We start from the raw sequence: 25,687 nt of genomic DNA on the forward strand, positions 1-25,687 counted from the left end.
TTTCCACACCGGTGTCGTCCATGCGACACGGGGTTCACATGGTGAAAGCCACGTCGCCGAACGCAAAGGACCCATGACTCGCCGTCATGGGTCCGAATGCTGTCAGACGATGGTCGCGGGATCGGGTCCCGCCATCATCACTCGGCGGCCGGGGCCTCGGCCGCGGCTTCGGCGGAGGCGTCTTCCGGCACGGTGACGGAGACGACGGGCTCCTCGAGATCGTCCATGTCGAGCTCGACGCCCTCGGGCAGGACGACGTCCTTGAGCAGGACCTTGGAGCCGTCGGTCAGGCCGTCGACGTTCACGACGATCTTCTCGGGCAGGTTGGCCACGTCGGCGCGCACCTTGAGCTCCTGCATGTCGACGAACGCGACGGCGGCACCCTTCGGCTCGCCTTCGGCGAACACCGGCACCTCGACGTCGATCTTGTCGCCGGCCTTGACCTCGTAGAAGTCGACATGCTCGACGATGCGCTTGACGGGGTTGCGCTGCACGTCCTTGACGACGGCCATCTTGGTCTCGCCGTCGAAGTTCAGGGTGAACAGGGCGTTGTTGTGACGCAGCGCCAGAGTGGTCTCCTTCATCGGGAGCTGGATGAACTCGGGATCGGCGCCGCCGGCGTAGACGGTGGCGGGGATGAGCTTGGCGACGCGCATACGGCGGGCGACGCCCTTGCCGAACTCGGTGCGCTTGGCGCCTTCGAGGGTGATGGTAACGGCCATGATGACTCCTTGAATCGTTTGTACGTTTCGCTTCGGACGCGTCGACGCGCCGAAGGAACACACTCAAGGAGTGAATCGAACGCCGAGTCGATAACGGAAGTCCGCCTTGCGGCTTCCCTCGCCAAAGCAACGGGTCACAAGTATAGTCCGGGCGCGGACAAGGCGATCGGCGCGCGTTTTTCCGGATTTCCCCGATTCCGACGGCTAATATGAGAGCAGCATCCCTCAACGAACCGAGGTTCTTATGAAGCAGCCATCCATGGGCGTCGCAGGCAAGGTCGCACTGGGCGCGGGTCTGTCCGCATTGGCCGCGACCGGAGCGGTGTTCGCCGTGTCGCGGTATCTGTTCGATTTCGCCGTGGACACGCAGTCCCCCAGATCGATGATCGCCCGGCTCCGTACCGGAAAGGTCGAAGGCGCGAATCTCGAAGGCGTGCACTATGACGCGCAGGAGGAGGCGCAGGCCGCCGACTGGTTCGTCGAGTCCCGGCAGCCGGTCGCCATCCGCAGCCAGGATGGCTTTGCTCTGCGCGGTTGGCTTTTGGATCCGGACTGCGCCTCCCCCGCCCCGCATCGTTATGCGGTCTGCTGCCATGGGTACAGCGGCAGTCCCGACCATGTGGCGAAGTACGCGCGGCGTTTCGCACGGATGGGATTCACGGTGCTCGCGCCGGCTTCGCGGGGCCACGAGCCGAGCGAAGGCCGCTATATCGGCATGGGATGGTTGGAGAGGCGCGATCTGATGCGGTGGATCGACCTCATCGTCGAAAGCGATCCGCAGGCGCGGATTTTGCTGTATGGACTGTCCATGGGGGCCTCGACCGTGATGATGACGGTCGGTGAACGCGCCCTGCCTCGCAATGTGGTGGCGGCGATCGAGGATTGCGGATACACCTGCGTGCGCGATGAGTTCATGGCGCAGGCCGGGAACATGTACCATATGCCTCGATGGATGGCGGCCTTGGTCGTGGACGCGGCGGGACTGATCTCCAAACGCCGCGCGGGATACGGGTTCCGTGAAGCGTCCTGCGTCGTGTCGTTGAGACATGCGACGATTCCGATGATGTTCATCCACGGCGGCGAGGACACCTTCGTGCCCTCATCGTTTCTGGAGCGCAATTACGAGGCCTGCGCCAGCCTCGACCGTGAGAAACTGCTGGTCCCGGGAGCGGCCCATGGGATGAGCGCCAGCACCGATCCGGAACGCTATTGGCGCAGGGTCGGCGCGTTCGTGCGCCGCGCGTTCGGCGACTGACGCTCCTTCGCCAATATCAAAAGAGGCTCCCCTCGGGGAGTCTCTTTGCGGTGCGGTCAATTCGAATTGGTCGCATAACGTGTGCGGCATCAAGGCGTGGAGGGCGAAGGCGTACACATGGTGCGCCGGGTCCTTTCCATAATGCGGATGTCACACCACAACGCGGTCAATTCGAATTGGTCGCATAACGTGTGCGGCATCAAGGCGTGGAGGGCGAAGGCGTACACACGGTACGTCGAGCCCTCCACAACGCGGATGACGCTCCGTTATGCGATCAATTCCTTGACGGCGGCGATGACGGTCTGCAGTCCGGCCTTCGCGTCGCCGAACAGCATCTGCGAGTTGTCCTTGAAGTACAGCTCGTTTTCGATGCCCGCGTAGCCCTTGCCGCGGCCGCGCTTCATGACGACGACGTTCTGCGCCATGTCGACGTCGAGGATCGGCATGCCGGAGACCGGGGTGCCGGGACGGCGGGCGGCCGGGTTGGTCACGTCGTTCGCGCCGACGACCAGCGCCACATTGGCGCTGGAGAACTGCGGGTTGATGTCGTCGAGGTCGACGAGCTCCTCGTAGGGCACGTTGGCTTCGGCGAGCAGCACGTTCATATGTCCGGGCATACGTCCGGCGACCGGGTGGATGGCGTAGGAGACTTCGACGCCGTGGCCCTTGAGCAGTTCGCCGAGGTCGGCGAGCTCGCGCTGGGCCTGAGCCTGGGCCAGGCCGAAGCCGGGCACGAAGATGACCTTCTCCGCGTAGACGAGCTGGACGGCCACGTCGTCGGCGGTGGTCTCCTTCATGGTGCCTTCAGGGCCTTCGGCGTCACCGGCGGCCGAGGAGCCGCCGCCGAAGCCGCCGGCGAGGACGGACAGCAGCGGACGGTTCATGGCCTGGGCCATCAGGATGGACAGGGTCACGCCGGCGGAGCCGACGAGCGCGCCGGCCACGATCAGCGCCACATTGTCGATGGCGAGGCCGGACATGGCCACGGCGGTGCCGGTGCAGGCGTTGAGCACGGAGATCACGACGGGCATGTCGGCACCGCCGATCGGGATGACGAACACCAGGCCGTAGCACAGGGCGAACACGGTGGCCAGCACGCTCCACAGCAGTCGCTGCTCGGGCTGCACGCACAGCATCACGAAGGCGATCAGCGTGAGCGCGATGAAGACCACGTTCCACACGCCCTTGGCGGGCAGCGTGAGCTTGCGCATGAACTTGAGGCCCTGCAGCTTGCCGGCGGCGACCAGCGAGCCGGTGAAGGTGACGGAACCGATCACCACGCCGAGTCCGGCGGTGATGAGCACGACGATGTCGGGCGTCTCGGCCTTGGTGAGGATGTCGTTGAGCGCGACGAGGGCCGCCGCGCCGCCGCCCACCGTGTTGAACACGGAGACGAGCTGCGGCATGTCGGTCATCTTCACCTTCTTGGCGGAGACGACGCCGGCAATCGCGCCGATGGCGATGCCCACGACGAGGATCACCACGGCCACGGTGGAGACGAATCCCTTGGCGAACAGCACGATGAATGCCATGAGCACGGCCACGACCATGCCGAAGGCGGAGATCATATTGCCCTTGCGCGCGGTCTTCGGCGAGTTCATATAGTGCAGGCCGACCACGAACATGACGGCGGAGAACAGATAGACGAACCAGGCGACGATGTCGATGGCTCCGATGGTTTCAGTTGCCATGGCTTACTTCTCCCCCTTCTTCTCGTTCTTATTGGACTTGAACATCTCGAGCATGCGGTCGGTGACCACGTAGCCGCCTACCACGTTCATCGTGCCCAGCACGGCGGCCAGGAAGATGAACACGTACGCGAGCGGCGAATTGGCCTCGGCCGCGACGATGACGACGCCGACGATGACGATGCCGTGGATCGAGTTCGCGCCGGACATCAGCGGGGTGTGCAGGGTGGCGGGCACCTTGCCGATCACCTCGATGCCGATGAGCAGGGCGAGGACGAACAGGGTGATGGAAACGACAAGAGTGGGCATGGTTTACTCCTCTTCCTTCTTGGCGGCCGGAGCTTCGGCGCGGCCGGCCACGACCAGCGCGTCGTCGAGCTCTTCGGACAGGTCCTGAGCCAGCTTGCCGTCGCGCACGAAGTGGGCGAGCACGTCGGCCACGTTGCGGCTGAGCAGGTTGGAGGCCGTGGTGGCGACGCCGGAGGCCAGATACGGAGCGCCGATGATCTTGACGCCGCCGTCGGTGACCTGCTCGCCGATCACGGAACCCTCGACGTTGCCGCCGAGGTCGGAGGCGGCGCAGTCGACGATCACGGCACCGCGGTGCAGTCCGTCGACGCCGGCCTTGGTGAGCAGCACCGGGGGCTTGCGGCCCGGCACCTTGGCGGTGGTGATGACGATGTCGAAGCCGGCGGCCTTCTCATCGACCGCGGCCTGCTGCGCGGCCTGCTCCTCGGCGGTGAGCGCGCGGGCGTATCCGCCCTCGCCCTGTCCCGCGGAGAAGTCGAGTCCCAGATCAAGGAACTTCGCGCCCAGCGACTCGACCTCGCCCTTGGAGGCGGGACGCACGTCGTAGGCGGTGACGACCGCGCCGAGACGCTTGAGCGTGCCGATGGCCTGCAGACCGGCGATGCCGGCGCCGAGCACCAGCGCCTTGGCCGGACGGATCGTGCCGGCGGCGGTGGTCATCATCGGCAGGAAGGAGCCGTAGGCGTCGGCGGCGGCGATGGCGGCCTTGTAGCCCATAACGGAGTTCTGCGAGGTCATCTCGTCCATCGACTGCGCGGAGGAAAGCTGACGCGGCAGCTTCTCGATGGCGACGCCGACCAAACCGGCGTTCTCGAGCGAGGCGACATAATCGGCGTCGGTGAACGAGCCGAGCATGCCGATGATCCACGTGCCGGCCTTGACCTTGGCCAGCGTCTCGGCGGACGGACGGTCGACGAAGCCGAGCGCGTCGGCGCCGGCGATCACCTCGTCGCGGGAGGCGACCTTCGCGCCCGCGTTCGCGTAATCCTCGTCCGTGTACTGTGCGGCGGCACCCGCGCCGCTTTCAATCAGGCAGGAGACGCCGCTCTTGCCCAGCCGGGTGACGATGTCGGGCGTCAACGCGACGCGCGACTCGATATCCGACGTCTCGTTCAGGACGCCGAAAGTCACCGTGGCTTTCTGGGTTTCAGCCATGAGAGCCCTTTCTTCTTACGAAACCTTGTCATAACACGTCGTAACGCATGCGAAACCTTGTCATAACAGGTCTTGGTGTACAGCGGAACAGTGTAACCCAGACCACAGAGCTTGCGGCCGCGAATCCCGCCAAATGGGCATCCCATGTTCGTTCCGTTCGCGCGCGGTCCGCCCATCCGAGCCCTCCGCCTACGGTAGCGTAAGGTGACGTGTCGCGTTTTGCCGGCTAAACTGGCCATTTTGAGAACCGCTTAGGTCATATAAGAAGAAGACTTGTCAAGGAGCATCACGTGTCCGTTATTTCCTCATTGAAGCAGCAGACTGCGAATATGACGCGCAAGGCGCTGCGTCTGGGCGCTGATTTCGTGCATCCGGTCAGTGATGATTCGGCGGGGCAGCCCGATTACGCCGGCGGCGAATACGCCTCCTCCAGCCAGGTCGACCTGCCCCACACCGACGAATGGGGGCCGGGATTCCCCACCGTCACCGACATCGACGCGATCTCCAAGCTGCTGACCTCGCGCACCGAGGGCAATCCGCCGCTGGACGAGGGCATGTCGATCTACGACATCTACGCCGACCGCGCCGCCCGCATGGGCGACGAGCCGCTGTACACCTATAAGGTCGGCGACCAGTGGACCACCAAAACCGCCAACGAATTCCTCGCCGAGGTGCGCGCCGTGGCCAAGGGCCTGATGCACTACGGCCTGAGGAAGGGCGACGCCGTGGCGTTCATGTGCCGCACCTCCTACGAGTGGGATCTGACCGACGCCGCCGTCATGGCCTGCGGCGGCGTGCTCGCCACCATCTACGACACCGATTCGGCCGAGCAGATCCGCAATATCGTGAACAATTCCGACGCGCGTCTGCTCATCGTCGAAAGCACCGAGATGCGCGACAAGGCCGAGGGCGCGGTGGAGGAATGCCCCTCGCTGGAGCATGTCGCGACCATCGAAACCGGCGGACTCGACGAGATCAAGGCCTATGGCGCGTCCGTGAGCGACGAGGACCTCGACGAGCGCATCGACTCGGTCAAGAAAACCGACCTCTGCTCGATCGTCTACACCTCCGGCTCCACCGCGGCGCCGAAGGGTGTGGAGATGACCCATGAGCACTACTGCACCACGGCGCTCAACCTGCCGAGCTACATGCCGGAACTGCTGCACGACAAAAACCATTCCGTGCTGCTGTTCCTCCCCCAGGCGCATTCCTTCGCCCGCGCGATCAACTACATCGTGGTGGCCTCCGAGCTGCACATCTATATCGCGCAGGGCATCAAGACGCTGATCTCCGATCTGCAGGTGGCCAAGCCCACCGTGATGATCGTGGTGCCGCGCGTGCTGGAGAAGGTCTACAACGCGGCCTCGCAGAAGGCCGGTCATGGCGCCAAGGGCGTGGCGTTCGCCGCGGCCGTGGTCGCCGCGCAGAACTACATGGCCGAACTTGGCGAGGGCAAGGTGCGCGCGCTCACCCGCACGCGCCGCGCGGCCTTCGACCCGCTGGTCTACAAGGCGTTGCGCGATGTGCTCGGCGGTCGGGCCAAGTGGATCGTGGCCGGCGGCGCCCCGCTTGATCCGGAGCTTCTCGCCTTCTTCCGCGGCGCGAACGTCCCCGTCTACGAGGGTTACGGCCTGACCGAGACGACGGCCCCCTGCGCGTTCACCCCTCTGGGCGCGTCGTATCATCCCGGCTCCGTCGGCATCCCCTTCCCCGGCTTCAGCCTGCGCATCGCCGAGGACGACGAGATCCAGGTCAAGGGCACGGCCGTGTTCCCCCGCTACCATAAGAACGAGGATGCGACCGAGGGATCGTTCACCGAGGACGGTTGGTACGCCACCGGCGATCTGGGCCGTCTCGACAACGACGGGTTCCTCTACATCACCGGACGCAAGAAGGACCTCATCATCACCGCCGGCGGCAAGAACGTCGCCCCCGGTCCGATCGAGGAGATCATCCAGCGCTGCCAGTTCGTCTCGCAGGCGCTGGTGCTCGGCGACAAGCGTCCGTTCATCTCCGCGCTGGTGACGCTGGATGAGGAATCGCTGCGCCCCTGGCTGGAATCCAAAGGCCTGGACCGGAACATGTCGATGCAGGCCGCGGCGAACAACGCCGCCGTGCGCGCCGAGGTGCAGAAGTTCGTCGACCAGGCCAACGACGGCGTCTCCCGTGCCGAATCCGTACGCAAGTTCATCATCCTGCCCGAGGAGTTCACCCAGGAGAACGGTTTGATGACCGCCTCCATGAAGGTGATCCGTCCGAAGGTGATCAAGCATTACGCCACGCTGCTCAACACGCAGATGTACACCACCAAAAAGAAGTGACGAAAAAGGATGGGCCGCTTGAGTTGAGCGGCCCATCCTTTTTCGTCATATGGCAGAAGCTTAGAAATCGGTGGATGCGGCGAGCTCCGTCTGGGTTTTGAAGTCCGCCAGGCGTGTTTCCAGCCGTTCGATGGTCGCCGCCAACGCCTGGCTGCCCAGCACCATGCGCAGCGGAGCGGGTTCCTGGTCCGCGCTGGCGATGATGCGTTCCGCCATGCGCTTGGGGTCTCCTGGCGCCAGGCCCTTGGAGGCGTCGAGCATGGTGAGGAATCCATGGCAGCTCTCGTATTCCGGCATCAGGTCGGCCACTTTGGCGCTGCCGTAGCGGAATTCGGTGCGGGCGCCGCCCGGTTCGACCATGGTCACGCCGATATTGAACTGCGCGACCTCCTGCGCCACCGCCTCGCAGAATCCCTCGATGCCGAATTTGGTGGCGTGGTACATGGAGTTGGCGGGATACGCCACCTGCGCGCCGTAGGAGGACATCTGGATGATGCGGCCGCCGCCCTGGGCGCGCAGATACGGCAGCGAGGTTTTGATGAACTGGATCGAACCGACCAGGTTCGTGGCGACGATATGGTCGATTTCGGCGTCGGAAAGCTCCTCCGCGCAGCCGAACAGACCATATCCGGCGTTGCTGACCACCACATCGATGCGCCCGTGCCGCTCGAAGGCGTCCCTGACCGTGCGCTGGAGCGCGGGCACGTCGGTCACATCCAGCAGACGGCAGTCGAAGGTGTCTGGATAGCGCTCGATCAGGTCCCCGACCTTGCCTTCGTCGCGCACGGTGCCGATGACGACGTCGCCGCGCTCAAGCAGCTGTTCGGCCATTTCGCGGCCGAATCCGCTGGATACGCCGGTGATCATCCATGTCTTGCCCATGGTGTGCTCCTTACGTGTGGGGAATCGCTGATATCCTTCACGCTAGGCCGCGTCAAAAAAGAATGCAAATACAGAAACTTGTACCAAACACATCTGTTATCTGAATATATTTCGATACTCACACCGTATCGTCCGCATCACCGGAAGACTCGCCGTCGATGACGTCACGCAGCAACGAGAGAAAGACCTCGGCCTGCCGCGATAACGGCTGGTTCTTCTTCCATGCCAGGCTCACGCGCACGACATGCTCCGGCGACACCGGCACGAACGCCAGACCGCTCCCCTCGCCCGTCTCGGCCACGCTCTCCGGGCAGACCATCGCGCCGAATCCCTCCCGCACCAGATAACCCGCGTTATGGGCGAGATTCATCGTACCGATCATCCGCAGTCCATCGGTCAGACGACGCGATTGAATCAGAGCGTCATTGCGGCTGATGGAGCCTTTGGGCACGATGGCGCGTATGTCTTTGAGCTCGCCCACATCGACGCTCGCGCGTCCCGCCAACGGATGGTCCTCGCGCACCACGACGCCCAAAGGGTCGAGTCCGGGAATGTCGAGATAATCGAAACCGCTCATATCCACCGGCTGCACCAGCAGACCGAAGTCGGTGAGCCCATTGTTGAGCCGGTCGATGATGTCGTCGCTGTAGGCGTCCTGCAGATGCACCACGACGCCGGGGTGCCGTTCGCACAACGCGGCGAGCGCCTTGGCCACGATCCGCATCGAGCAGGTCTGGGCCGCGCTGATGTGCAGGTCCCCCTCGACAGTCTCGCTGGTCGCGATCTCCGCCTCGGCCTTGTCCGCGAGCGCGATGATCTCGCACGCGCGCCGGTAGAGCATGCGCCCCTCGCGGGTGAGCTCCAGAGTGTGGCCGCGGTTGCCGCGGGTGAAGAGTTTCGCGCCCAGCTCATCCTCGAGGTCGCCGATTCTGCGTGACAGAGTGGGTTGGCTGACGCGCAGCATGTCGGCTGCGGCGGTGATGCCCTCCTCCTGCACGATCGTCACGAAATACCGCAATGCCCGAATCTCCACGTCGTCCTCCACTCCATTCTCCGCAGATGCCGCTATGTCCAGATTGTATATGCGAACGCCGATGCGCGCCCGTCGCACGTCCCTGTCTGGCCATATGAAAGGCGGCGTCCGAAAGCATCGAACGCCGCCCGCAATGCAATGGGATGGGTGGGTATGTTACTCGTCGCCGCCGTCGGCATTGACCACACGCTTGCCTCCGGACTTGTACAGTTCGGGGTGCGCCTTGGCGTGCTTGGTGCGACGGACCATCATCACGACCAGTCCGACCGCGAGGATGGCGGCCGCCGCGTCGCCGACACCCAGCCAGATCTTCCACGGTGAGGTCTTGTAGGTGATGACCGTTCCGGGGGCGATGCCGTTCATGGTGCGGCTGTTGACAATGGCATAGCTCATATTCTTGACCGCGCGGCGGATGGTGCTCACGCCCGTGGCCGAGGACGTGTCCTCGATCAGCGAGGTGAACGCGGTGCCCCATGCCATCCAGCTGTCGGTGCCGGAGCGCAGCGCCTGATCGACGCTGTTGGAGCCGGCGTTCATCACCATGTCGGAGATGAGGAATCCGTTGAAGCCCCACTCGTCGCGCAGCAGCTCGGTATTGAGCGCGTAGCTCGAACCGCCCCAGGTGGTGCCGATGTAGTTCATGCAACCCATCACGGAGGTGGCGCCGCGCATCGTCTTGGACACGGTCTGCTTATCGTCGTTGACGTAGTCCACGGTCATCGTCACGTCCTTGATCGCCATCTCGAACGGCTTGAGGTAGATCTCGCGCATGGCCTGTTCGTTGGCCCATGTGGCCACGCGGCTGCGGTCGTTGTCGTACATCTCCTGGTCGTTGAGCGCGAAGTGCTTGATCGTGGTGATCAGGCCTTGGGCGGCGGCGCCGGACACCTCGCTGGTGAGCATGGCGCCGGAGAGGACCGGATCCTCCGAGAAGTATTCGAAGTTGCGTCCGGAGAAGGGCGAGCGGTGGATGTTCGCCGCAGGCGCGTACCACGAGTTGACTCCCGCGGAGGCCGCCTCCTGGCCGACGCTGTCGCCCATCTCGTAGGCGAGGTCGCGGTTGAACGTGGCGGCGATGATCGGCTCGGTCGGATACGCGGTGTATTCGGTGGCGTCGGTGATGGATCCGACGATGCCCTGCGGGCCGTCGAAGTCCACCGTCGCGGGTTTGCTGATCGAACCGATCTGGGCGGTCTGGTCGTAGGAAGCGGCCAGGGCCACATACAAACTGGACTCGTTCAGGTCAAGCTGGTCGAGCAGTTCGTCCCACAGCGGATCGTTGTAGTCCACACCGCGCAGATCGGACAGGGTCAGATCGTTGTCGGCGTTGGTGACGGGCATGTCTTCGGTGTAGACCTTGCTTTCCTCGGTGTTGCCAAGTGTGGTGTCGGTGTCGAGATCCATCTGTTCCAACGTCATCGTGCCGTCGTCGGCGGTGCTGTAATGGAAGCCCGTGGGAATCTCGGCCATCTCCTCTTCGGTCGGGAAGGTGGCGGTATTGCTCAGGGCGCCGTTGGCGCGGGTGAGCTGGTCGGTTCCTTCCATATGGTCGGAGAGCTCCTGGAACAGGTTGGTCGCGGCGACGAACTCCTCGCCGTTGGCGGGTTCTCCGGTCGGATTGCCGTCTTCGTCGAGAGCCGACTGTGCGTCGATGTCGGACTGGCGGGGGTTGTCGTTGTCGTACCAGATGGTCTCCGGCACGTTCATGGTCACGGAATCGTACTCATCGTGCGCGGTCTCGTTGATGCTCAGCGCGTAGTCGCCGGCCTCGAGCAGATAGGCGCCCACGGTGCCGTCCGAGTTCTCATGGGTGTAGCTGTAGGAGGCGAGATCCTCCTTGTCGATGTCGATGGTGACGGTTTCGGATTCGCCCGGCGCGATGTCGCCGGTCTTCTCGAAGGCGATGAGGTTGACCGTGGACTTCTCGATGCCGTTCTCGGCGTCGAATTCGGTGTACGGCGGATTGTAGTAGGCCTGCACCACATCCTTGCCGGCGCGGGTGCCGTTGTTGGTCACACGCACGGTGAGGCTTACGCTTTCGTCGTTCTCCTCACTGGAGACGATCTCCTGGTCGAAGTCGGTGCCGTAGCTCAGACCGTATCCGAAGGGCATCTGCACGGCCTCGTCGTAGGTGCGGCCGCTTTCGCCGTTGACGGTGAAAGCGCCGCCGGTGTCGTCCACGGTCTCGTAGTAGCGGTATCCGACGTAGATGTTCTCCTCATATTCGATGAAATTCATCTCGGTGGGGTCTCCGACGGGATTCGGGTAGCCGCCCTGCAGCAGGTAGAGGTCGGTGTACTCGGCATTGCCGAAGTTCGACATGCTCGGATCGGCCATGATGTCGGTCATCCACGTATCGACCGTCTTGCCGGATGGGTTCACGTCGCCGCACAGGATCTCGGCCAACGCCTTGAATCCCTGTCCGCCGGGTCCGCCGATCCATACGATCGCGTCGGCGGACAGATCGCCGCCGTCCTCCATGAGGTCGGCGATCTCCATGACGTTGGAGGTGTCGAGCACCACGACGACCCTGTCGCAGTTCGCTTTGGCGAAGCGCAGCGTGGTCTTCTCATCCTCGCTGAGCGCCAGCTGGTGCGGAGTGCCGTCCGCGTATCCGGTGCCTTCGACCTGGCTGCCCGGCACGTCGGCGTTCACGTCGCGTCCCTCGCCGCCGGAACGGCCGATGAACACGATGCCGGTGGTGCCGGAGGCGGAGTCCTCGAGGCCGGTGTAGATGGTGGGATCGTATTCGATGATCTTCTCGGTCGCCCCTTCGAAGCCGCTCTGCTCGTCGGGATTCTGGTATCCTTCGGCGTCCAATCCGCGGGCGGTGGCCGATTCCATGGCGTCCTCGACCTGCTCGTTCACGGAGAAATACTCGTTGAGCGCGCTTTGCGCCGTGTAGATGCGCGAGGATGAGGTGTTCACGCTGCCGGAACCGGTTCCGCCATAGATCGGGCTGATGTAGCGGTATCCGAACGGCGTGACCGCGGAGTCCTTCGCCAGCGGCAGGGTGTCGTCATTGTTCTTCATCAGCACGATGCCCTCTTCGGCGATGGCCAGCGCCGTCTGGTCGGTGTGCTCGTCAAGGTTCTCGACAGGGTCCTCGTAGTATGCGGCGTCCACGTCGGACATCTCCGGATCGGCGCTGACCACTTGGGCGCCACGTCCGAGGAAGATCTCCATGGATAGTGAGAAGAAATTCATCGCGATGGTGGCGGCGAGCGCTATCACCACGATGACCGCCACAACGGCGCTCCATATGGTGTTGAATCGGCGTGTGCTCATGCGGAGCTTCGGCTTCGAACTCATCTTTGTTCTCCTTGTGTGTTGTGATACGTCGCTTCGTCGTCGGCGTTCATGCTTATGGTCGCGAAATATCGGTGTTTAAACCAATTCGTTTTTCATACATGCATTGCATTCACAAATCGCATGTATTGCATATGGATATTCCGTGAGCCGTTGTCGCACAAGGGAACCCGTTGCCCGCGGACCGCCTTCCGAAAGATCGCGGCGCCCATGACTCTTGGATAACCTGTCGTTTTCGACGCACAATCTGTCGTCGGTTCCGACCTTTACGAATCGTCTTGCATCCGGTTTCGGCTGGACGCGGAGGCAAACGCATCGAATCCTCAATGCCGCGGGCGTTCGAAATGTGGATAGGTGGAGCCCGCGCAACAGACCTTGGCTCCATAACAGTGTTCCGTCCGCGATATGGAAAAGCGCCGCCGCGGGAAGTCCACGGCGGCGCTCGCAATGCAATGGGTGAGAAGATCAGGGGTTACTTGATGTCGGTTTTGGCCTCCTTCGTGCGGGTGAGATAACGCTTGACGGCCAGCGCCTCAAGCCCCACGAACAACACGCCGAGCACGGCGATGGTCGTGTAGGTCGCGATCTGCCACATCGGGGTGGAGGATTCGGGCTCGCCGTTCTCGTACCGGTAGCTGTTGACCGCCGTGTACAGGATGTTCTTGGTGGCCTGGCGCATCGCGATCACGGAGGTGGCGCTTTCGTCGGTGATGTGGTTCGTGGTCTCGGTGGTCGCCAGCATCGCGTCGGTGCCGCCGCGGATGGCCTGGTCGCCGGTCTGGTAGGCGTAGTTGGTGCCGGAGAAGTAGTCGGTCTCCACGAAGCCGCGGAAGCCCCACTCGCCGCGCAGCACGGTGTTGTTCAGGCCGGTGTGGGCGCTGGAGTAGGTGTTGCCGATGTAGTTGAACGAGCCCATCATGGCCTGCGCGTCGCCGTCGGCCTTGACGATCGTCTCGAAGGGCTTCAGATACAGTTCGCGGATCGACTGCTCGTTGGCCCAGGTGCACAGCTGGCCGTTGCGCTGCGTCTCCTGCTCGTTCAGAGCGAAATGCTTGGTGAACGAGTAGACGCCGCGGTCGGCCGCGCCCAGCATCTGTTCGGCCGCCAGATCGCCGGTCAACACCGGATCTTCGGAGAAGTATTCGAAGTTGCGGCCGCCGAAGGCGGAGCGGTGCAGGTTCACGGACGGGGCGTACCAGCCGGAGATCTGCAGGTCATGGGCCATGTCGCCGATGACCTCGCCGAACTGGCGGGCCAGATCCCTGTTCCAGGAGCAGGCGAGTACGATGTTCGAGGGCAGGCCGATGGAGCTGGCGCCGGTGAAGTTGTCCTTCAGGGCGGCGGGGCCGTCGGCGTCGGAGAGACGGATCTTGCCGATGGAGTCGATGGCCGCGTTCTGGTAGCCGGCGTTGGCGATGATCTCGTCCATCTCGTCGAAGTCGAGCTGGTCGAGCAGCAGGTCCCACTGCTCGTCGTCGTAGTCGACGCCGCGCAGGTCGGCCAGACGCAGGCCGTTGTCCGCGTTCATGGTGGGCATCTCGTCGTCCGGATCGTCGAATTCGGTCGGATCGTAGTTGCCGGTGTTGTAGAACGTGGCCTTGTCCTCGTCGGACATGCTGTAGTCGGTCGGAGCGGCGGTGGCCTCGGCGTAGTTCGCGAAGCCGTCGGCGCGGCTCAGGTAGTTCAGGCCGCCGTTCGCGTCGTCGAACACGTTGGTCGCCACGACCTCGTCGCCGTTGTGGGTGTTGTCCTCGGTGTCGTAGGTGATGGTCTCGGCCACGTTGACGGTCTGCTCGTCGATCACCGTGTGGGAGTCCGAATTGATGGACACCACATAGTCGCCGGCCTCAAGCACGTACGCCTCGGCGTTCTCGTAGTCGTAGGAGGCCATGTCGTCGTCCTCGAACTCGATCGAGATGGTCTGGGATTCGCCCGGGGCGAGCTCGTCGGTTTTGGCGAATTCGACGAGGTTGGCGCTGGCCTTTTCGATGCCGCCGTTGGTGTAGGGCGGGTTGTAGTAGACCTCGACCACGTCCTTGCCGGCGGTGTCGCCCGTGTTGGTCACGGTCACGTCGAAGCTCACGATGCCGTCCGCATAGGTCACGTCACCCATCTCCTGGGAGAAGGTGGTGTAGCTCAGACCGTAACCGAACGGATACTGCACGGCCTCGTCGTAGTTGACCAATCCCTCGTCGTCCGCGGTCTCCCAGAAGCGGTAGCCCACGTAGATGCCCTCCACGTAGTTCACGAAGTGCGGATAGCGCACGCCTCGGGCGGATTCGACCTCGAATTCCTCGACGTTGTCGTAGGCGAAATCGCCGAAGTTGTTCCAGCTCGGAGCGGTGGTCAGATCGGTCAGGAAGGTGTCGGAGGTCTTGCCGGAAGGATTCACGGCGCCGGAGAGCACCTCGCCGAGGGCGGCGAAGCCGGCCTGACCGGGATGCGGCGCCCACAGCACGGACTTGATCTGCGGATAGTCGTTCAGGAAGTCCATTTCGAAGGCGTTCGCGCCGTTGTACACGAGCACCACGTTCTCGAAGCGCTCGGTGACCAGGTCGATCATGTCGCGCTCGGAGCGGCTGAGCTCAAGATAGTGCTGGCCGTCCTCGAAGTCGGCGTAGTCCTCGGAATTGTTGTCGTAGTTCACGCCCTCCACGGTGCCGGCGACGCTGGCGATGTCGCCCATGTTGGTCGGCAGGTCGAGTCCTTCGCCGCCGACGCGTCCGATGACGATCATGGCGGTGTCGGAGAACTCCTCGGCGTTGGCGAGCAGATCGTCGCCATAGGTGCTGGCGGGCGGCTCGGGCAGCGTCCAGTCGGCGGAGGTGACGGTGATGGAGCCGCGCTCGGAACGGTAGTCGGTGTAGAAGTCGGTCAGTTCGTCGTTGGTGGTGAAGCCGGCGTCGTTGAGGCCGTCGAGCAGCGAGACGGTGTCGTACGCGTCGGACAGTGCGCCGGAGCCGGTGCCGCCGTAGATCGGATTGGTGGACGCCCAACCGAACACGTTGATGTTGCCGGCATCGCTCAGCGGCAGCAGATCGTCGTTGTTCTGCAGCAGCGTGATGCCTTCGCGTTCGATGTCGACCGCAAGCTCGTTGGCCGCGTCGATGTTCTCCTGGCTCAGATCGTATCGGGTGGCGGTGGCCATGGTGATCATGCTGTTGAGCGGGCCCATCAGCATCATGGCGACGGAGACGATGGCCGCGACCGCGGCGACGACCCAGGTGGTCGAATGGGTGAGTTTGCGCACGGCGGTGTTCTCGACGGTGCGCTTGTTGACCGCGACGGTGACGACGATCGCCAGCACCAATGCCACGGCGATCGCGATCAGCTGGGTCTGGATGGATTGGATGACCGCGATGACGTCATCCATATTGATTTCCAGCATGGTTTCTCTCCTGTGTGGGACTACTTGTTTCTCTACCGCTCGCAAGGCTTCGCTGCCGTTGTGTTGGGGAACGTGTGCACGCCGTTATGCGAGTGGTTCCATTGTCTGCAAACCTCTCTGCGCAAACCAATGCGCAGTCGGAATCACCCACTATGCCTCGCATGCATACTGTTGTGCTGGCCATGGCTGAAAACCCAGTCGTTTCAAGGCTTTGTCGGTCTTATGTTTTGTGGTCCCAGAGTCAATGCGACGATGATGCGGCCGCATAACCTGTCGATTCCGACGCATAACCTGTCGCTTCCGTTTCGTGTGATGCTTGCGTCTCGCTGCGCCTTATCTTCATCATCATGTGGAGATCTGTGCCTCGTCGCCCTCCGCTCAGCATGACGAATAACCATTATCTTCGTCATGCTGAGCGGAGTGCGCAGCCCGGGGTCGAAGGATCTCTCCATGCTCACAAGACATGAAGAAGACAACGACGCATGCATTGGTTTTCCATTTCCCCGCTTTCTAGGATGCGTGGTGAAACCCACGATTTGGAGAGCAACCATGTCCACCACCATCATCGAAACCTCCGCCGCGGCCCCATCGGCCGCGCGCTCCGCATCCCACATCCCCGTGTTCGTGGCGTCGGCCGCGTTCTTTCTAAGCGGTCTCGACGTACTGATCGTCAACCTCGCGCTGCCCACCATCAGCCAGGAGCTGGGAGGCGGCGTCTCCGCCCAACAGTGGGTGGTCGACGGCTACACGCTGCCGTTCGCCGCGCTGCTGCTCACCGCCGGCGGCCTCGCGGACCGGTTCGGCGCCAAACGCATGTTCGGCATCGGCTGCGCGCTGTTTCTGGCCAGCTCCATCATCTGCACCTTCGCCATATCCATGCCCATGCTCATCGCCGGCCGGTGCCTGATGGGCGTGGGGGCCGCGATGTTCCTGCCCTCATCGATGAGCGTGATCCGCGAGAACTACCCCGACCCCAAGGAGCAGGCCGTGGCGATGGGCTATTGGGGATTGGGCGGCGCCGTGGCCGGCGTCACCGGACCGATTCTCGGCGGACTGCTCACCCCGATCCACTGGAGCCTGGTGTTCGGCATCAACATTCCCGTATGCGTGCTGATTCTGGCGCTGCTCCCCCGCCTGTCCGCATCCCGACGCAAGGAGACGCCGTTCGACTGGCCGGGGCAGATTCTCGCGCTGCTCGCCTTGGGCGGTGTGGTCGGCGGTCTGATCGAAGGCGGCGAGCTGGGTTTCACCTCGCCGGCCGTCATCGGATTGCTGGTGTTCGGCCTCGCCGCGCTGGCGGCGTTTCTGCTCGTCGAGCGGCGCGCCGCCCATCCGATGATGCCGTTGCGTCTGCTCAGGTCGTATGATATGCGCGTCTCGCTGGCGATCGGACTGGCGTTCATGATCTCCTGGTATGGCACCGTGTTCCTGTGCACCAACCTGCTGCAGAACGAATACGGGTTGTCTCCGCTGGTCTGCGGGCTTATTTTCGTGCCTTCGGCGGTATGCGGCGCCATCGGCAATCTCTCCGCCCCAAGGGTCGCCAACATGTTCGGCACCAGGGTTCCGGTATTGGCGGGACTCGCCGCGATGATTCTGGGATTGGCCGCGATGGCGGCGCTCGGCACGCATCTCGGGGCCGCACTGGTCGCCGTCTTCAGCGGCGTCGTCGGCCTCGGCTGCTCGTTCGTCACGCCTCCGGTCTCCGCTTTGGTGCTCAGATGCGTGGAACCGCACGAATCCGGCATCGCCGGCGCGATGTTCAACACCAGCCGCCAGATCGGCAGCACGCTCGGCATCGCCGTCTTCGGCTCGCTCGTCGCCTCGCTGCCCACCTTCGACGCCGCTATGCGCGTCAGCTTCCTCACCGCCGCGGTGATGCTCGTGCTCGTGCTCGCCGCATCGACCCGACTCGACCGCTGAACCAAACACAACGCGGTCGGCGCATGCACACGCATGGCGGCCGCGTTCCAGCTTCGGATGGACATCGGCTGTGAGGGAACCCGAGAATCGGAGTTCCTCACGGCCGACTGTCGACTGCCGCTAGCGTTCGAACACGGACCGGCGGGGTTTGCGTGACGGCAGGGCGACCACCACGAGCAGCAGCGCCAATCCGACCGCGCCTACCACCAGCAGCGGGGCGCTGCCCGAATTCCATGCGCCGTGGCCGTTGTAGACGATGTCGCGCACGCCGTCGCCGATGAAATGCTGCGGCACCCACGGATAGATCCAATCCTGCCAGAATTCGGGCAGCATCTCGTAGGGGAACATACCCGAGGACAGGCCGAGCGCGAGCGTCAAAGCGCCGCATGCCGCGCCCAGAGGCGTCGCGATGTCGAACAGCGCCAATGCGGCGAGCATCACGCACAGGCTCGCCATCCACATGAACGGGATCGCGGCGGAGGACATCCAATTGCCGGAGACGGCCGCGGAGATGCAATCCACCGCCAAGGACGCGGCCAGCGAGACGACGACCACGAGTGCGAGCTGCGCGCCGATGCGTTTGGTGCGCTCGAGCCGGTTGTCGGCGTAGGAGATTCTCATCGCCCTCGAAACGAACATGGCGCCGACGAAGCTCATGACGAACAGCGGTGCGATCGCCATGTTCTGCGCCATCATGGTGCCGATGGCCAGTCCGGAGGACGAGGATGACGCGGTATCGCCCTCATGCACGGTTTCGGTCTCGACGTTCGCGCCCGTCTGTTCGAGCACGCTGGGCAGCGCCTGGGCCAGCAGGCTCGCGGCTACCGGGCTTTTGCCGTTGTCGATGATCACGCGCAACGTCGGCGTGGCGGACTCGTCGTCGGGGTTGAGCTGGGCCTGAATCTGTTGCGCGCTGAAATCCTCGGGAATCACCACGGCGGCGTAGTATTCGTTGTTTTCGATGGCCTCGTCCAACTCGGCTTCGTCATCCAGCCGTGTCCACACCATCGTCGCGGAGTCGTCGTTGCTCGACGTCAGCTGTTCGGCCATCGTTTCGCCCGCGTTGACGCTCGCCTGCGGCGTCTCGACTCCTTCGTCCAACGAGACGATGGCGACCGGCAGCCCCTTGATCTCCAAGTGCATCATCGGGTGGAAGATCACCATCATCATGCACATCACGCCCAACACCACCGCGAAGGGCATCGCGAACCGTTTTGCCATCCCGATACCGTGCTTCTTCCGCTGTTCCATAGAACCGCCTTGCTTTCCTTGTGATTTCCGTATGGTCGTTATTTGATTCAGCTGAAACCAAAAGGACATAATATTAGAGAGTTATTCTAATTAAAACGGAATCAATCAGACGGTTCCTCTAGTTTTCGCACCGTCCCACGCCATCCAAGGAGCGCGCATGCCACGGCCAAGAAAAGACTCCGGACTCCCCTCGGCGCAGGAACGCATGGAACAGGCGTTCTGGACGCTGCTCGAACGCCATCCGTACTCCCAGATCTCCATGAAGGAGGTCACCCGTCTCGCCGAAGTGAACCACAACACCTTCTACTACCACTACAGCGGATTGGACGAGCTGGCCGAAAGCGCGATGCAACACTCCATCCCGCACGAGCTCGTCGCCGCGGTGCTGCGCGGATTCACCGGCTCCGACGAGGCGCTCGCCCGTCTCATCGGCGATCCGACGCTCAGCAACCATATGGAACATCTCTGCCATGCGGCCAGCGAGCGCAGCTCGCCCCGCATGCGCGCGATGGTGAGGGGCGCCATCCGCCAGACTTGGTTCGACATCCTCGACATCGACCCGCAGGCGATGGGCCCGAACTCGCAGCTCGCCGTCGAAGCGGCGCTCGGCGTGTTCATGGCGCTGTTCTCCTACCGCGCCGAACACTCCACCGACATGACGTTGGTGGAGTTGCTGCGCACGGATTCGGCCGGCCAATTGCGCGCCATGCTGCCCGTTTGGGTCATGTCGGCGCTTGCGGCGGACGGCGCGATACCGGCATCGCGCGCGGATGCCACTATGATGGGGAGGGCTCACGAGGAAGAGGCATGATATGACCGACGGCGCACAGCCCGCAGATCGCACACGGAACCAACGGACAGTGGATCGCGAGGGGCTCGCGGCCCCGACAGCCGATCCGATCCGCGTCAGGATGAGGCTGGGCGCGCGAGAACGCATGCTGCTCACCTTCACGTTCTTCTCGATGTTCTTCGGCGCCGGCAATCTCATCTTTCCGCCATGCCTTGGCGCGCAGGCCGGCTCACGCACCGCTCCGGCGACGGTCGGGTTCATCATCTCCGCCGTGGGACTGCCGGTATTGGGTGTGATGGCGGTCTCCGCCGCCGGCGGATTCGAACGTCTCGCCAACCGCGTCTCCCCTGGTTTCGCGCAAGGATTGGGCGTGGCGATCATGCTTACTATCGGCCCGTGTTTCGCGATTCCCCGCACCGCCACCACCTCGTTCGAGATGGCTGTGGTGCCTTTCGCCGGCGAGACGCCTACATGGATCGCGCAATTGGCGTATTCCTTCGTGTTCTTCGCGGTCGCGTTCGCGCTGTCGAGACACCCGGAAAAGCTTTCGAAAGTGCTCGGCCGATTCATGGGACCGCTGCTGCTGGTGATGATCGCAGTGCTGTTCGTCGCCTGCGTGTTGGGTTTCCAAGGAGAGGCGGCCGCGCCGATGGGCGATTACTCCGACGGCCAGTTGGCGAGGGGATTCCTCGACGGATATCAGACGATGGATCTGCTGGCAGCGTTGTACTTCGGCATTGTGATCTCCGCGAACGCCAGACAGATGGGAATCGCATCCGACGCGCAGGTGCGGCGTGAGACCGGCTACGCGGGACTCGGCACCGGCGTGCTGCTGATCGTGATCTACAGCGCGCTGTCGTTCGTCGGAGTGGTGTCCGGTTCGCTGGTCGCGATCGATCCGAAATCCGACACTGGCGCGACCGTGCTCACGAACTTGACCGGTGCGATGTTCGGCCCCTTCGGCACGGCGTTTCTCGGCGCGGTGTTCGTCATCGCCTGCCTGAACGTATGCACCGGTCTGATCTGCACATGCAGCTCGTATTTCCAAAGCCGCTTCCCCACCGTCGCCGGCCATCACATCGGATACCGGGTGTGGACGGTGGTGTTCACCATATTCAGTTTCATCGTCTCGAACGCCGGATTGAGCGCGATCATCACAGTATCGGTGCCTGTGCTGTCCGCCCTGTACCCGATCGCCATCGTGTTGGTCGCGCTTTCGCTCGCCCACAATGTGTTCTCCGTCCGGTTCCCGCGCGTCTACTTCTGGACCGTTCTGTTCACGGGTGTGGCGGCCGGATTGCGCTGCATCGCCAGTCTCGCCGTCGTGTTCGGAGTCTCGATCCCCTGGCTGGACACGGCGCTGTCATGGCTGCCGTTCAGCCAATTCACCCTCGGTTGGGTCGTGCCGGCTCTCGTCGGTCTTGTGATCGGTATGGCCGACGGCCTGCTGCGCCGCCGCTGACGCGAGCGCGTGCTCGCGGAAGGTGTGTCCCGCCTCACGCCGCAACGTCATGACGAGTCCTACGATGATGACCGCCACGCCCAACACCACGCCGAAGATGCCGGAGCTTTCCTTGGCATAGTCGGATCTATTGGCTTCCAGGAGCACGTTCTGCATGACGACGATCGACAGGCACGCGTCGGTGATGGCGATGATCCTGACCGCAGCATCCACCGGATTGCGTTCGCGTCTCGCGACCACCGCGCCGCGCACGGCGACGGCGATTTTGACGACGGTGATGGCAGCCACGGTGATCGAGGCGATGCTATCGTAACGCTGGCCGGAGCCGGTGAAGAACAGAGTGATCGAAAACAGCGCGTACGACAGTCCGATCACGCATAGGAACAGCCCCGTACAGCGGTACACCGTCATCTCGCGGTCCAGTCGCGTCATGACGTCGCCGATGGAGCGGATCATCAGATGCTTGCGCACGATGGTGAGCCGGCATCCGCATAGTATGGCGTAATAGACGGCGATGACGACGAACAGCACCGACTGGGTGAGCACGCCGAGCACCAGTTTGGCCACCGCCATACCGACTCCGACGACCGTCGAGCCGGCCGCGGACAGCATCATACGGTCGACATAGTCGAGACCACGGTACCGTCGCATCATCTCACGGGTCCGCTTATGCAACGACATAGGCCGGCTCCTTGTCCCTCAACACACCACGCACGGATGGGGTGCGGCACGACGATCGCCCGTCTGCCGCACCCTCCACGCCGTCGCTTCAGTATTCGATACGTTCGATGCGTTCGCCGTACCGAACCATCAGCCGAGCAGTCCGCTGGCGCGCTTGGTCAGCTCATAGATCGAATCGTAAACCGCTTCGATCTGCGGCGCGGCCTTCTGCTGGGCGCTTGCCAGCACGGCGCGGTACGCCGGGTAGGCGGCGATCCACAGGATGAATCCGGGCACGGCGAGGATGATCATCAGCGCCATCAGTCCGCCCAGATAGGAGAACATGGAGCCGCCGAGGAACACGCAGCCGAGGATGCCAAGCGTGAAGGAGACGATGGAGGCTTTGGTGCGTGGGGACGCATGCAGCGCGTTCACACGCTGGATCGAGGAGTCGAATTGGCGTTGCAGACGGGAGAGTTCGGCTTTGTTGCGGATCTGGCGGTCGCGCTTGAACCGCAGTTCGCTGTTGCCGATGGTCTGTCGGGGGCTGGCGGCGTCCAGCATCCAGCCAAAGCTACGGTAGCTGTCGATGACCAATCCTTCCAGATCGGCGGGCACCTGCATGGTGCGGTACTCGTAGCCGATGAAGTCGGTGGTTTCGGCGGTCGCGTTCGTTGCGTTCATGTTCGCTCCTTCGAGGAATCGTTGGTTTGGTTGGTGATTCCTAAAGTACGGGGCGAATGTTGGCCGACTGTTGGCGGATTGTTTGGTTTGGATGAGGAATTGTTTGAGTTGTGTTAAACCGCGTTCGCGCGCGCCGACCGACTACCGCGCGACGGGCACGCGCACCGTGACCGTGGTGCCTCGTCCGGGCTCGCTGGCGATGGCGATGTCGCCGCCGCACAGTTCGACCGCCCGCTTGGTCATGGCCAATCCCAACCCGTTGCCTTCCGACGCATGCGAGGTGTCGCCTTGGTAGAACTTGTCGAAGGCGTGCATGGCCTCCGAAGCGGTCATGCCGCAGCCGGTGTCGTCTACCGTCACCGTGGCGGAACGCTCGTCGGAGGTTTGGGTCAGGCTCACGCGCCCGCCCGACGGCGTGAATTTCAACGCGTTGGACAGCACGTTGCTCCACACGATCTCCATCATGCCGGCATCGGCATGCGCCAGCACGCGGTCTTCGATATCCACGTCGAATTCGATGCCCTTGGCGTCGAACAGATCACCCATGCCCAGCGCCACATCGGCGAGCTGGCGGGCCAGATCGTAGTCGTCGACCTGCGCGTGGGCGCCGGCGGCTTCCATACGGCTGAGTCTGAGCACATTGGACACCAGTGTGCTCAGCCGTTTGGAGGCGACGACCACGGTATGCGCGTATTCGATCCGCTGCTCCTCGCTCAGATCCGGCCTCTCCAGCAAGGCGGCGTAGCTTTGGATGACCGAAAGCGGCGTTTTGATCTCATGCGAGACGTTCGAGACGAAATCGTCCTTCAGCATCTCGACGCTGCCCAACTCCTCGACCATGGTGTTGAAGTCGGCGTACATCTGGTCGATGGAATCCCATTGCCGCGAGCCTTCCAGATGGCGCGGCTCCAGCCAGACGCTGAAATCGCCGGCCGCGACCTGACGGCTGGCCTCGGCGAACTCCTCCATCGGCTTGACCCGCCGGCGAATCTGCCGGTAGGTGACGACGCTCATCACGGCCGCAACGATCACCCAATAGCCGGTCATGCCGAGGATAAACGGCAGCGGCAGTTTGTCGATCCGCGCATATTCGGCGAGGATCAACGCCTGACCTCCCGCCAGCGCGCAAAGGATCAGGAACGTCCAGACGAACACCCATGGGGAATAGCGGCGTTCCTTGACCGTGGGACGGGCGTTCACCGCGGCACCGCCTTGTATCCCAACCCCCGCACGGTGAGGATATCGAAATCCTCGCAGGCGCCGATTTTCTTACGAAGATTGGTGATGTACACGTCCACGGCGCGCAGGCTGGTCTCGCCGCCGGCGTCCCAGAACTCGTCCATCAGCTGGGCGCGCGAGAACACCTGTTTCGGGTAGCTGAGCAGCTTGTAGAGGATGTTGAACTCGCGTGCGGTGAGCGCGATCGGCTCGCCGTCCAGACTGGCCGTGGCCTGGTCGGCGTCCATGACGAACGCGCCGACGACGAGTTTGCGCTCATCCTCGATATGCGCGCGCCGCAGCAGCGCCTCGATGCGCAGCGTGAGCTCCTCGAAATCGACCGGTTTGACGATGTAGTCGTCCACTCCGGCGTGGAATCCGCGCTTCTTCGAGGCGATGTCGTCGCGTGCGGTCATCAGGATGATGGGGATATGCCGGTCGAGTTCGCGCAGCTTCTCGGCGAACTCGTAGCCGTTCGCGCCGGGCATCATGATGTCGGAGAGCACCAGGTCGAACAGCCGGCCGTGCATGGCCTCATAGGCGTCGTGCACGTTGCGGCAGCCGGTCACGGCGTAGCCCGCGTCGCGCAGATACATGCAGGTGACCTCGTTGAGGTCCCCGTCGTCCTCCACCACCAGTATTTCGGTCATGGTCGATCGCGAGCCTTAGAAACCGAGCTTTTCCAACTGCTTCGGATCCGACTGCCAGCCCTTGGCGACCTTGACGTGCAGGTCGAGACGCGCCTTGCAGCCGACGATGCGGTTGACTGGCGTGCGCAGCTTCTTCTTGACCGCCGTGAGGTTCGAAGCGCCCTTGCCGATGATGATCGGCTTCTGCGAGTCGCGTTCCACATACACCGACACGCTCACCAGGGCCTTGCCGTCGTAGGTCGCACCCGTCTCGTTGTCTTCGGGATAGTCGATGGAGTCCACGACCACGGCCAGGGAATGCGGCAGCTCGTCGTCCAGCGTCTCCAGGAACGCGCCGCGGATCAGTTCGGCGATGGTGTCTTCAGGGCGTTCCTCGCTGATCTGGTCGTCCGGATACATCTGCGGGCCTTCGGGCGTATGGTCGATCAGCACGTTGCGCACTTCGTGCAGATTATCGTCCTTCAGGGCGCTGACGGGCACGATGTCCGCGAAGTCGGCGAACTCGTTGATCTCGATGAGTTTGGAGACCAGCTGGTCGCGGCTGAGCGTGTCGATTTTGGTGACGATGGCGATCAGCGGCACACGCCATTTGTAGGTGCCGTCCTCGCGCTTGGTGGCGAAGTCGGTGCGCAGACGGGATAGGATGCGCTTGTCGCCGGGGCCGATCTGTTGGTCGCCGGGAAGAAGGAACGCCACCACGTCCACGTCGGACAGGGATTCGTCGACGATGTCGTTGAGACGCTGACCGAGCAGTGTGCGCGGACGGTGGATGCCGGGGGTGTCCACCAGCACGAGCTGCGCATGATCGGTGGTCAGAATACCGCGGATCGCCTTGCGCGTGGTCTCGGGGCGAGACGATGCGATGGCGATCTGCTTGCCGATCAACGCGTTGATCAGCGTGGATTTGCCCACGTTCGGACGGCCGACCACCGCCACGAATCCGGATCGGTAGACTTCCTCGCCCTGCACCGATTCGTTGTCGGTCAT

General features: G+C 63.3%; 19 protein-coding genes. 5 read left to right on the forward strand and 14 right to left on the reverse strand.

Translation table 11 applies throughout. The annotated features are described in order from the left end of the window. Nucleotides 1–137: 137 nt before the first annotated feature. Nucleotides 138–722, reverse strand: coding sequence for a 50S ribosomal protein L25/general stress protein Ctc (locus BL8807_RS10125; RefSeq protein WP_072726664.1), 585 nt, complete (start codon nt 720–722; stop codon nt 138–140). 244 nt (nt 723–966) lie between these two features. On the opposite strand from BL8807_RS10125, the gene BL8807_RS10130 reads away from it, so the two are divergent. Beyond that, complete coding sequence (locus BL8807_RS10130) at nt 967–1,977, forward strand: alpha/beta hydrolase (RefSeq protein WP_072726665.1); 1,011 nt, start codon at nt 967–969, stop codon at nt 1,975–1,977. Nucleotides 1,978–2,243: 266 nt separating this feature from the next. On the opposite strand, the gene BL8807_RS10135 is transcribed toward BL8807_RS10130, so the two are convergent. From BL8807_RS10135 to BL8807_RS10145, 3 genes are read right to left on the reverse strand one after another with little or no spacing between them, the layout of a single operon-like run. Next, nucleotides 2,244–3,668, reverse strand: a complete 1,425-nt coding sequence (locus BL8807_RS10135) for an NAD(P)(+) transhydrogenase (Re/Si-specific) subunit beta (protein WP_072726666.1) — start codon at nt 3,666–3,668, stop codon at nt 2,244–2,246. A 3-nt stretch (nt 3,669–3,671) separates the two neighbouring features. Further along, nucleotides 3,672–3,974, reverse strand: coding sequence for an NAD(P) transhydrogenase subunit alpha part 2 (locus BL8807_RS10140; RefSeq protein WP_072726667.1), 303 nt, complete (start codon nt 3,972–3,974; stop codon nt 3,672–3,674). Between the two features lie 3 nt (nt 3,975–3,977). After that, nucleotides 3,978–5,129, reverse strand: a complete 1,152-nt coding sequence (locus tag BL8807_RS10145; RefSeq protein WP_072726668.1) for a Rossmann-fold NAD(P)-binding domain-containing protein — start codon at nt 5,127–5,129, stop codon at nt 3,978–3,980. A gap of 290 nt (nt 5,130–5,419) precedes the next feature. Here BL8807_RS10145 and BL8807_RS10150 point away from each other — a divergent pair, with 290 nt between their 5' ends. Then, nucleotides 5,420–7,450, forward strand: coding sequence for an AMP-dependent synthetase/ligase (locus BL8807_RS10150; protein WP_072726669.1), 2,031 nt, complete (start codon nt 5,420–5,422; stop codon nt 7,448–7,450). A 60-nt stretch (nt 7,451–7,510) separates the two neighbouring features. Here BL8807_RS10150 and BL8807_RS10155 read toward each other — a convergent pair whose 3' ends face one another. The 4 genes from BL8807_RS10155 to BL8807_RS10170 all read right to left on the reverse strand — a co-directional run bounded on the left by BL8807_RS10155 (nt 7,511) and on the right by BL8807_RS10170 (nt 16,062). Then, nucleotides 7,511–8,332, reverse strand: coding sequence for an SDR family oxidoreductase (locus BL8807_RS10155; RefSeq protein ID WP_072726670.1), 822 nt, complete (start codon nt 8,330–8,332; stop codon nt 7,511–7,513). A gap of 118 nt (nt 8,333–8,450) precedes the next feature. After that, entirely contained in the window at nt 8,451–9,365 is a 915-nt protein-coding gene (locus tag BL8807_RS10160) for a LysR family transcriptional regulator (protein WP_072726782.1), read from the reverse strand. Between the two features lie 156 nt (nt 9,366–9,521). Beyond that, nucleotides 9,522–12,677 carry a glycoside hydrolase family 3 protein gene (locus BL8807_RS10165; protein WP_072726671.1) on the reverse strand — a complete coding sequence of 1,052 codons (3,156 nt, stop codon included), beginning with the start codon at nt 12,675–12,677 and terminating at the stop codon, nt 9,522–9,524. A gap of 469 nt (nt 12,678–13,146) precedes the next feature. Next, complete coding sequence (locus BL8807_RS10170; RefSeq protein WP_072726672.1) at nt 13,147–16,062, reverse strand: glycoside hydrolase family 3 protein; 2,916 nt, start codon at nt 16,060–16,062, stop codon at nt 13,147–13,149. A 549-nt stretch (nt 16,063–16,611) separates the two neighbouring features. Here BL8807_RS10170 and BL8807_RS10175 point away from each other — a divergent pair. Then, nucleotides 16,612–17,985 carry an MFS transporter gene (locus BL8807_RS10175; protein WP_083570272.1) on the forward strand — a complete coding sequence of 458 codons (1,374 nt, stop codon included), beginning with the start codon at nt 16,612–16,614 and terminating at the stop codon, nt 17,983–17,985. Between the two features lie 120 nt (nt 17,986–18,105). Here BL8807_RS10175 and BL8807_RS10180 read toward each other — a convergent pair whose 3' ends face one another. Continuing rightward, nucleotides 18,106–19,206, reverse strand: coding sequence for a YhgE/Pip domain-containing protein (locus BL8807_RS10180; protein ID WP_158217135.1), 1,101 nt, complete (start codon nt 19,204–19,206; stop codon nt 18,106–18,108). 187 nt (nt 19,207–19,393) lie between these two features. On the opposite strand from BL8807_RS10180, the gene BL8807_RS10185 reads away from it, so the two are divergent. Further along, the gene (locus BL8807_RS10185) at nt 19,394–20,047 is read left to right on the forward strand and encodes a TetR/AcrR family transcriptional regulator (protein ID WP_143148007.1); all 654 of its coding nucleotides are present in this window, start codon (nt 19,394–19,396) and stop codon (nt 20,045–20,047) included. Between the two features lie 100 nt (nt 20,048–20,147). After that, nucleotides 20,148–21,488: a branched-chain amino acid transport system II carrier protein gene (brnQ, locus tag BL8807_RS10190; RefSeq protein ID WP_072726784.1), complete on the forward strand. Its 1,341-nt coding sequence runs from the start codon at nt 20,148–20,150 to the stop codon at nt 21,486–21,488. On the opposite strand, the gene BL8807_RS10195 is transcribed toward brnQ, so the two are convergent. The 5 genes from BL8807_RS10195 to era all read right to left on the reverse strand — a co-directional run bounded on the left by BL8807_RS10195 (nt 21,390) and on the right by era (nt 25,687). Continuing rightward, nucleotides 21,390–22,169, reverse strand: coding sequence for a hypothetical protein (locus BL8807_RS10195; protein ID WP_072726675.1), 780 nt, complete (start codon nt 22,167–22,169; stop codon nt 21,390–21,392). The two genes, brnQ and BL8807_RS10195, sit on opposite strands and share 99 nt — an antisense overlap. 129 nt (nt 22,170–22,298) lie before the next feature. Beyond that, the gene (locus tag BL8807_RS10200; RefSeq protein ID WP_072726676.1) at nt 22,299–22,832 is read right to left on the reverse strand and encodes a hypothetical protein; all 534 of its coding nucleotides are present in this window, start codon (nt 22,830–22,832) and stop codon (nt 22,299–22,301) included. A gap of 141 nt (nt 22,833–22,973) precedes the next feature. Beyond that, nucleotides 22,974–24,032: a HAMP domain-containing sensor histidine kinase gene (locus BL8807_RS10205; RefSeq protein WP_072726677.1), complete on the reverse strand. Its 1,059-nt coding sequence runs from the start codon at nt 24,030–24,032 to the stop codon at nt 22,974–22,976. Beyond that, entirely contained in the window at nt 24,029–24,700 is a 672-nt protein-coding gene (locus BL8807_RS10210) for a response regulator transcription factor (protein WP_072726678.1), read from the reverse strand. The genes BL8807_RS10205 and BL8807_RS10210 overlap by 4 nt, the downstream gene beginning before the upstream one ends. A gap of 15 nt (nt 24,701–24,715) precedes the next feature. Then, nucleotides 24,716–25,687, reverse strand: coding sequence for a GTPase Era (era, locus tag BL8807_RS10215; protein ID WP_370737556.1), 972 nt, complete (start codon nt 25,685–25,687; stop codon nt 24,716–24,718).

The sequence above is a fragment of the Bifidobacterium lemurum genome (assembly GCF_014898175.1).
Classification (GTDB): Bacteria; Actinomycetota; Actinomycetes; order Actinomycetales; family Bifidobacteriaceae; genus Bifidobacterium; species Bifidobacterium lemurum.

What these genes read in the sequence shown, in the direction of transcription:
- BL8807_RS10125 (WP_072726664.1), bottom strand. Translation starts at nt 722, where the DNA reads ATGGCCGTTACCATCACCCTCGAAGGCGCCAAGCGCACCGAGTTCGGC.
- BL8807_RS10130 (WP_072726665.1), top strand. Translation starts at nt 967, where the DNA reads ATGAAGCAGCCATCCATGGGCGTCGCAGGCAAGGTCGCACTGGGCGCG.
- BL8807_RS10135 (WP_072726666.1), bottom strand. Translation starts at nt 3,668, where the DNA reads ATGGCAACTGAAACCATCGGAGCCATCGACATCGTCGCCTGGTTCGTC.
- BL8807_RS10140 (WP_072726667.1), bottom strand. Translation starts at nt 3,974, where the DNA reads ATGCCCACTCTTGTCGTTTCCATCACCCTGTTCGTCCTCGCCCTGCTC.
- BL8807_RS10145 (WP_072726668.1), bottom strand. Translation starts at nt 5,129, where the DNA reads ATGGCTGAAACCCAGAAAGCCACGGTGACTTTCGGCGTCCTGAACGAG.
- BL8807_RS10155 (WP_072726670.1), bottom strand. Translation starts at nt 8,332, where the DNA reads ATGGGCAAGACATGGATGATCACCGGCGTATCCAGCGGATTCGGCCGC.
- BL8807_RS10165 (WP_072726671.1), bottom strand. Translation starts at nt 12,677, where the DNA reads ATGAGTTCGAAGCCGAAGCTCCGCATGAGCACACGCCGATTCAACACC.
- BL8807_RS10170 (WP_072726672.1), bottom strand. Translation starts at nt 16,062, where the DNA reads ATGCTGGAAATCAATATGGATGACGTCATCGCGGTCATCCAATCCATC.
- BL8807_RS10175 (WP_083570272.1), top strand. Translation starts at nt 16,612, where the DNA reads ATGTCCACCACCATCATCGAAACCTCCGCCGCGGCCCCATCGGCCGCG.
- BL8807_RS10180 (WP_158217135.1), bottom strand. Translation starts at nt 19,206, where the DNA reads ATGGCAAAACGGTTCGCGATGCCCTTCGCGGTGGTGTTGGGCGTGATG.
- BL8807_RS10185 (WP_143148007.1), top strand. Translation starts at nt 19,394, where the DNA reads ATGCCACGGCCAAGAAAAGACTCCGGACTCCCCTCGGCGCAGGAACGC.
- brnQ (WP_072726784.1), top strand. Translation starts at nt 20,148, where the DNA reads ATGAGGCTGGGCGCGCGAGAACGCATGCTGCTCACCTTCACGTTCTTC.
- BL8807_RS10195 (WP_072726675.1), bottom strand. Translation starts at nt 22,169, where the DNA reads ATGTCGTTGCATAAGCGGACCCGTGAGATGATGCGACGGTACCGTGGT.
- BL8807_RS10200 (WP_072726676.1), bottom strand. Translation starts at nt 22,832, where the DNA reads ATGAACGCAACGAACGCGACCGCCGAAACCACCGACTTCATCGGCTAC.
- BL8807_RS10210 (WP_072726678.1), bottom strand. Translation starts at nt 24,700, where the DNA reads ATGACCGAAATACTGGTGGTGGAGGACGACGGGGACCTCAACGAGGTC.
- era (WP_370737556.1), bottom strand. Translation starts at nt 25,687, where the DNA reads ATGACCGACAACGAATCGGTGCAGGGCGAGGAAGTCTACCGATCCGGA.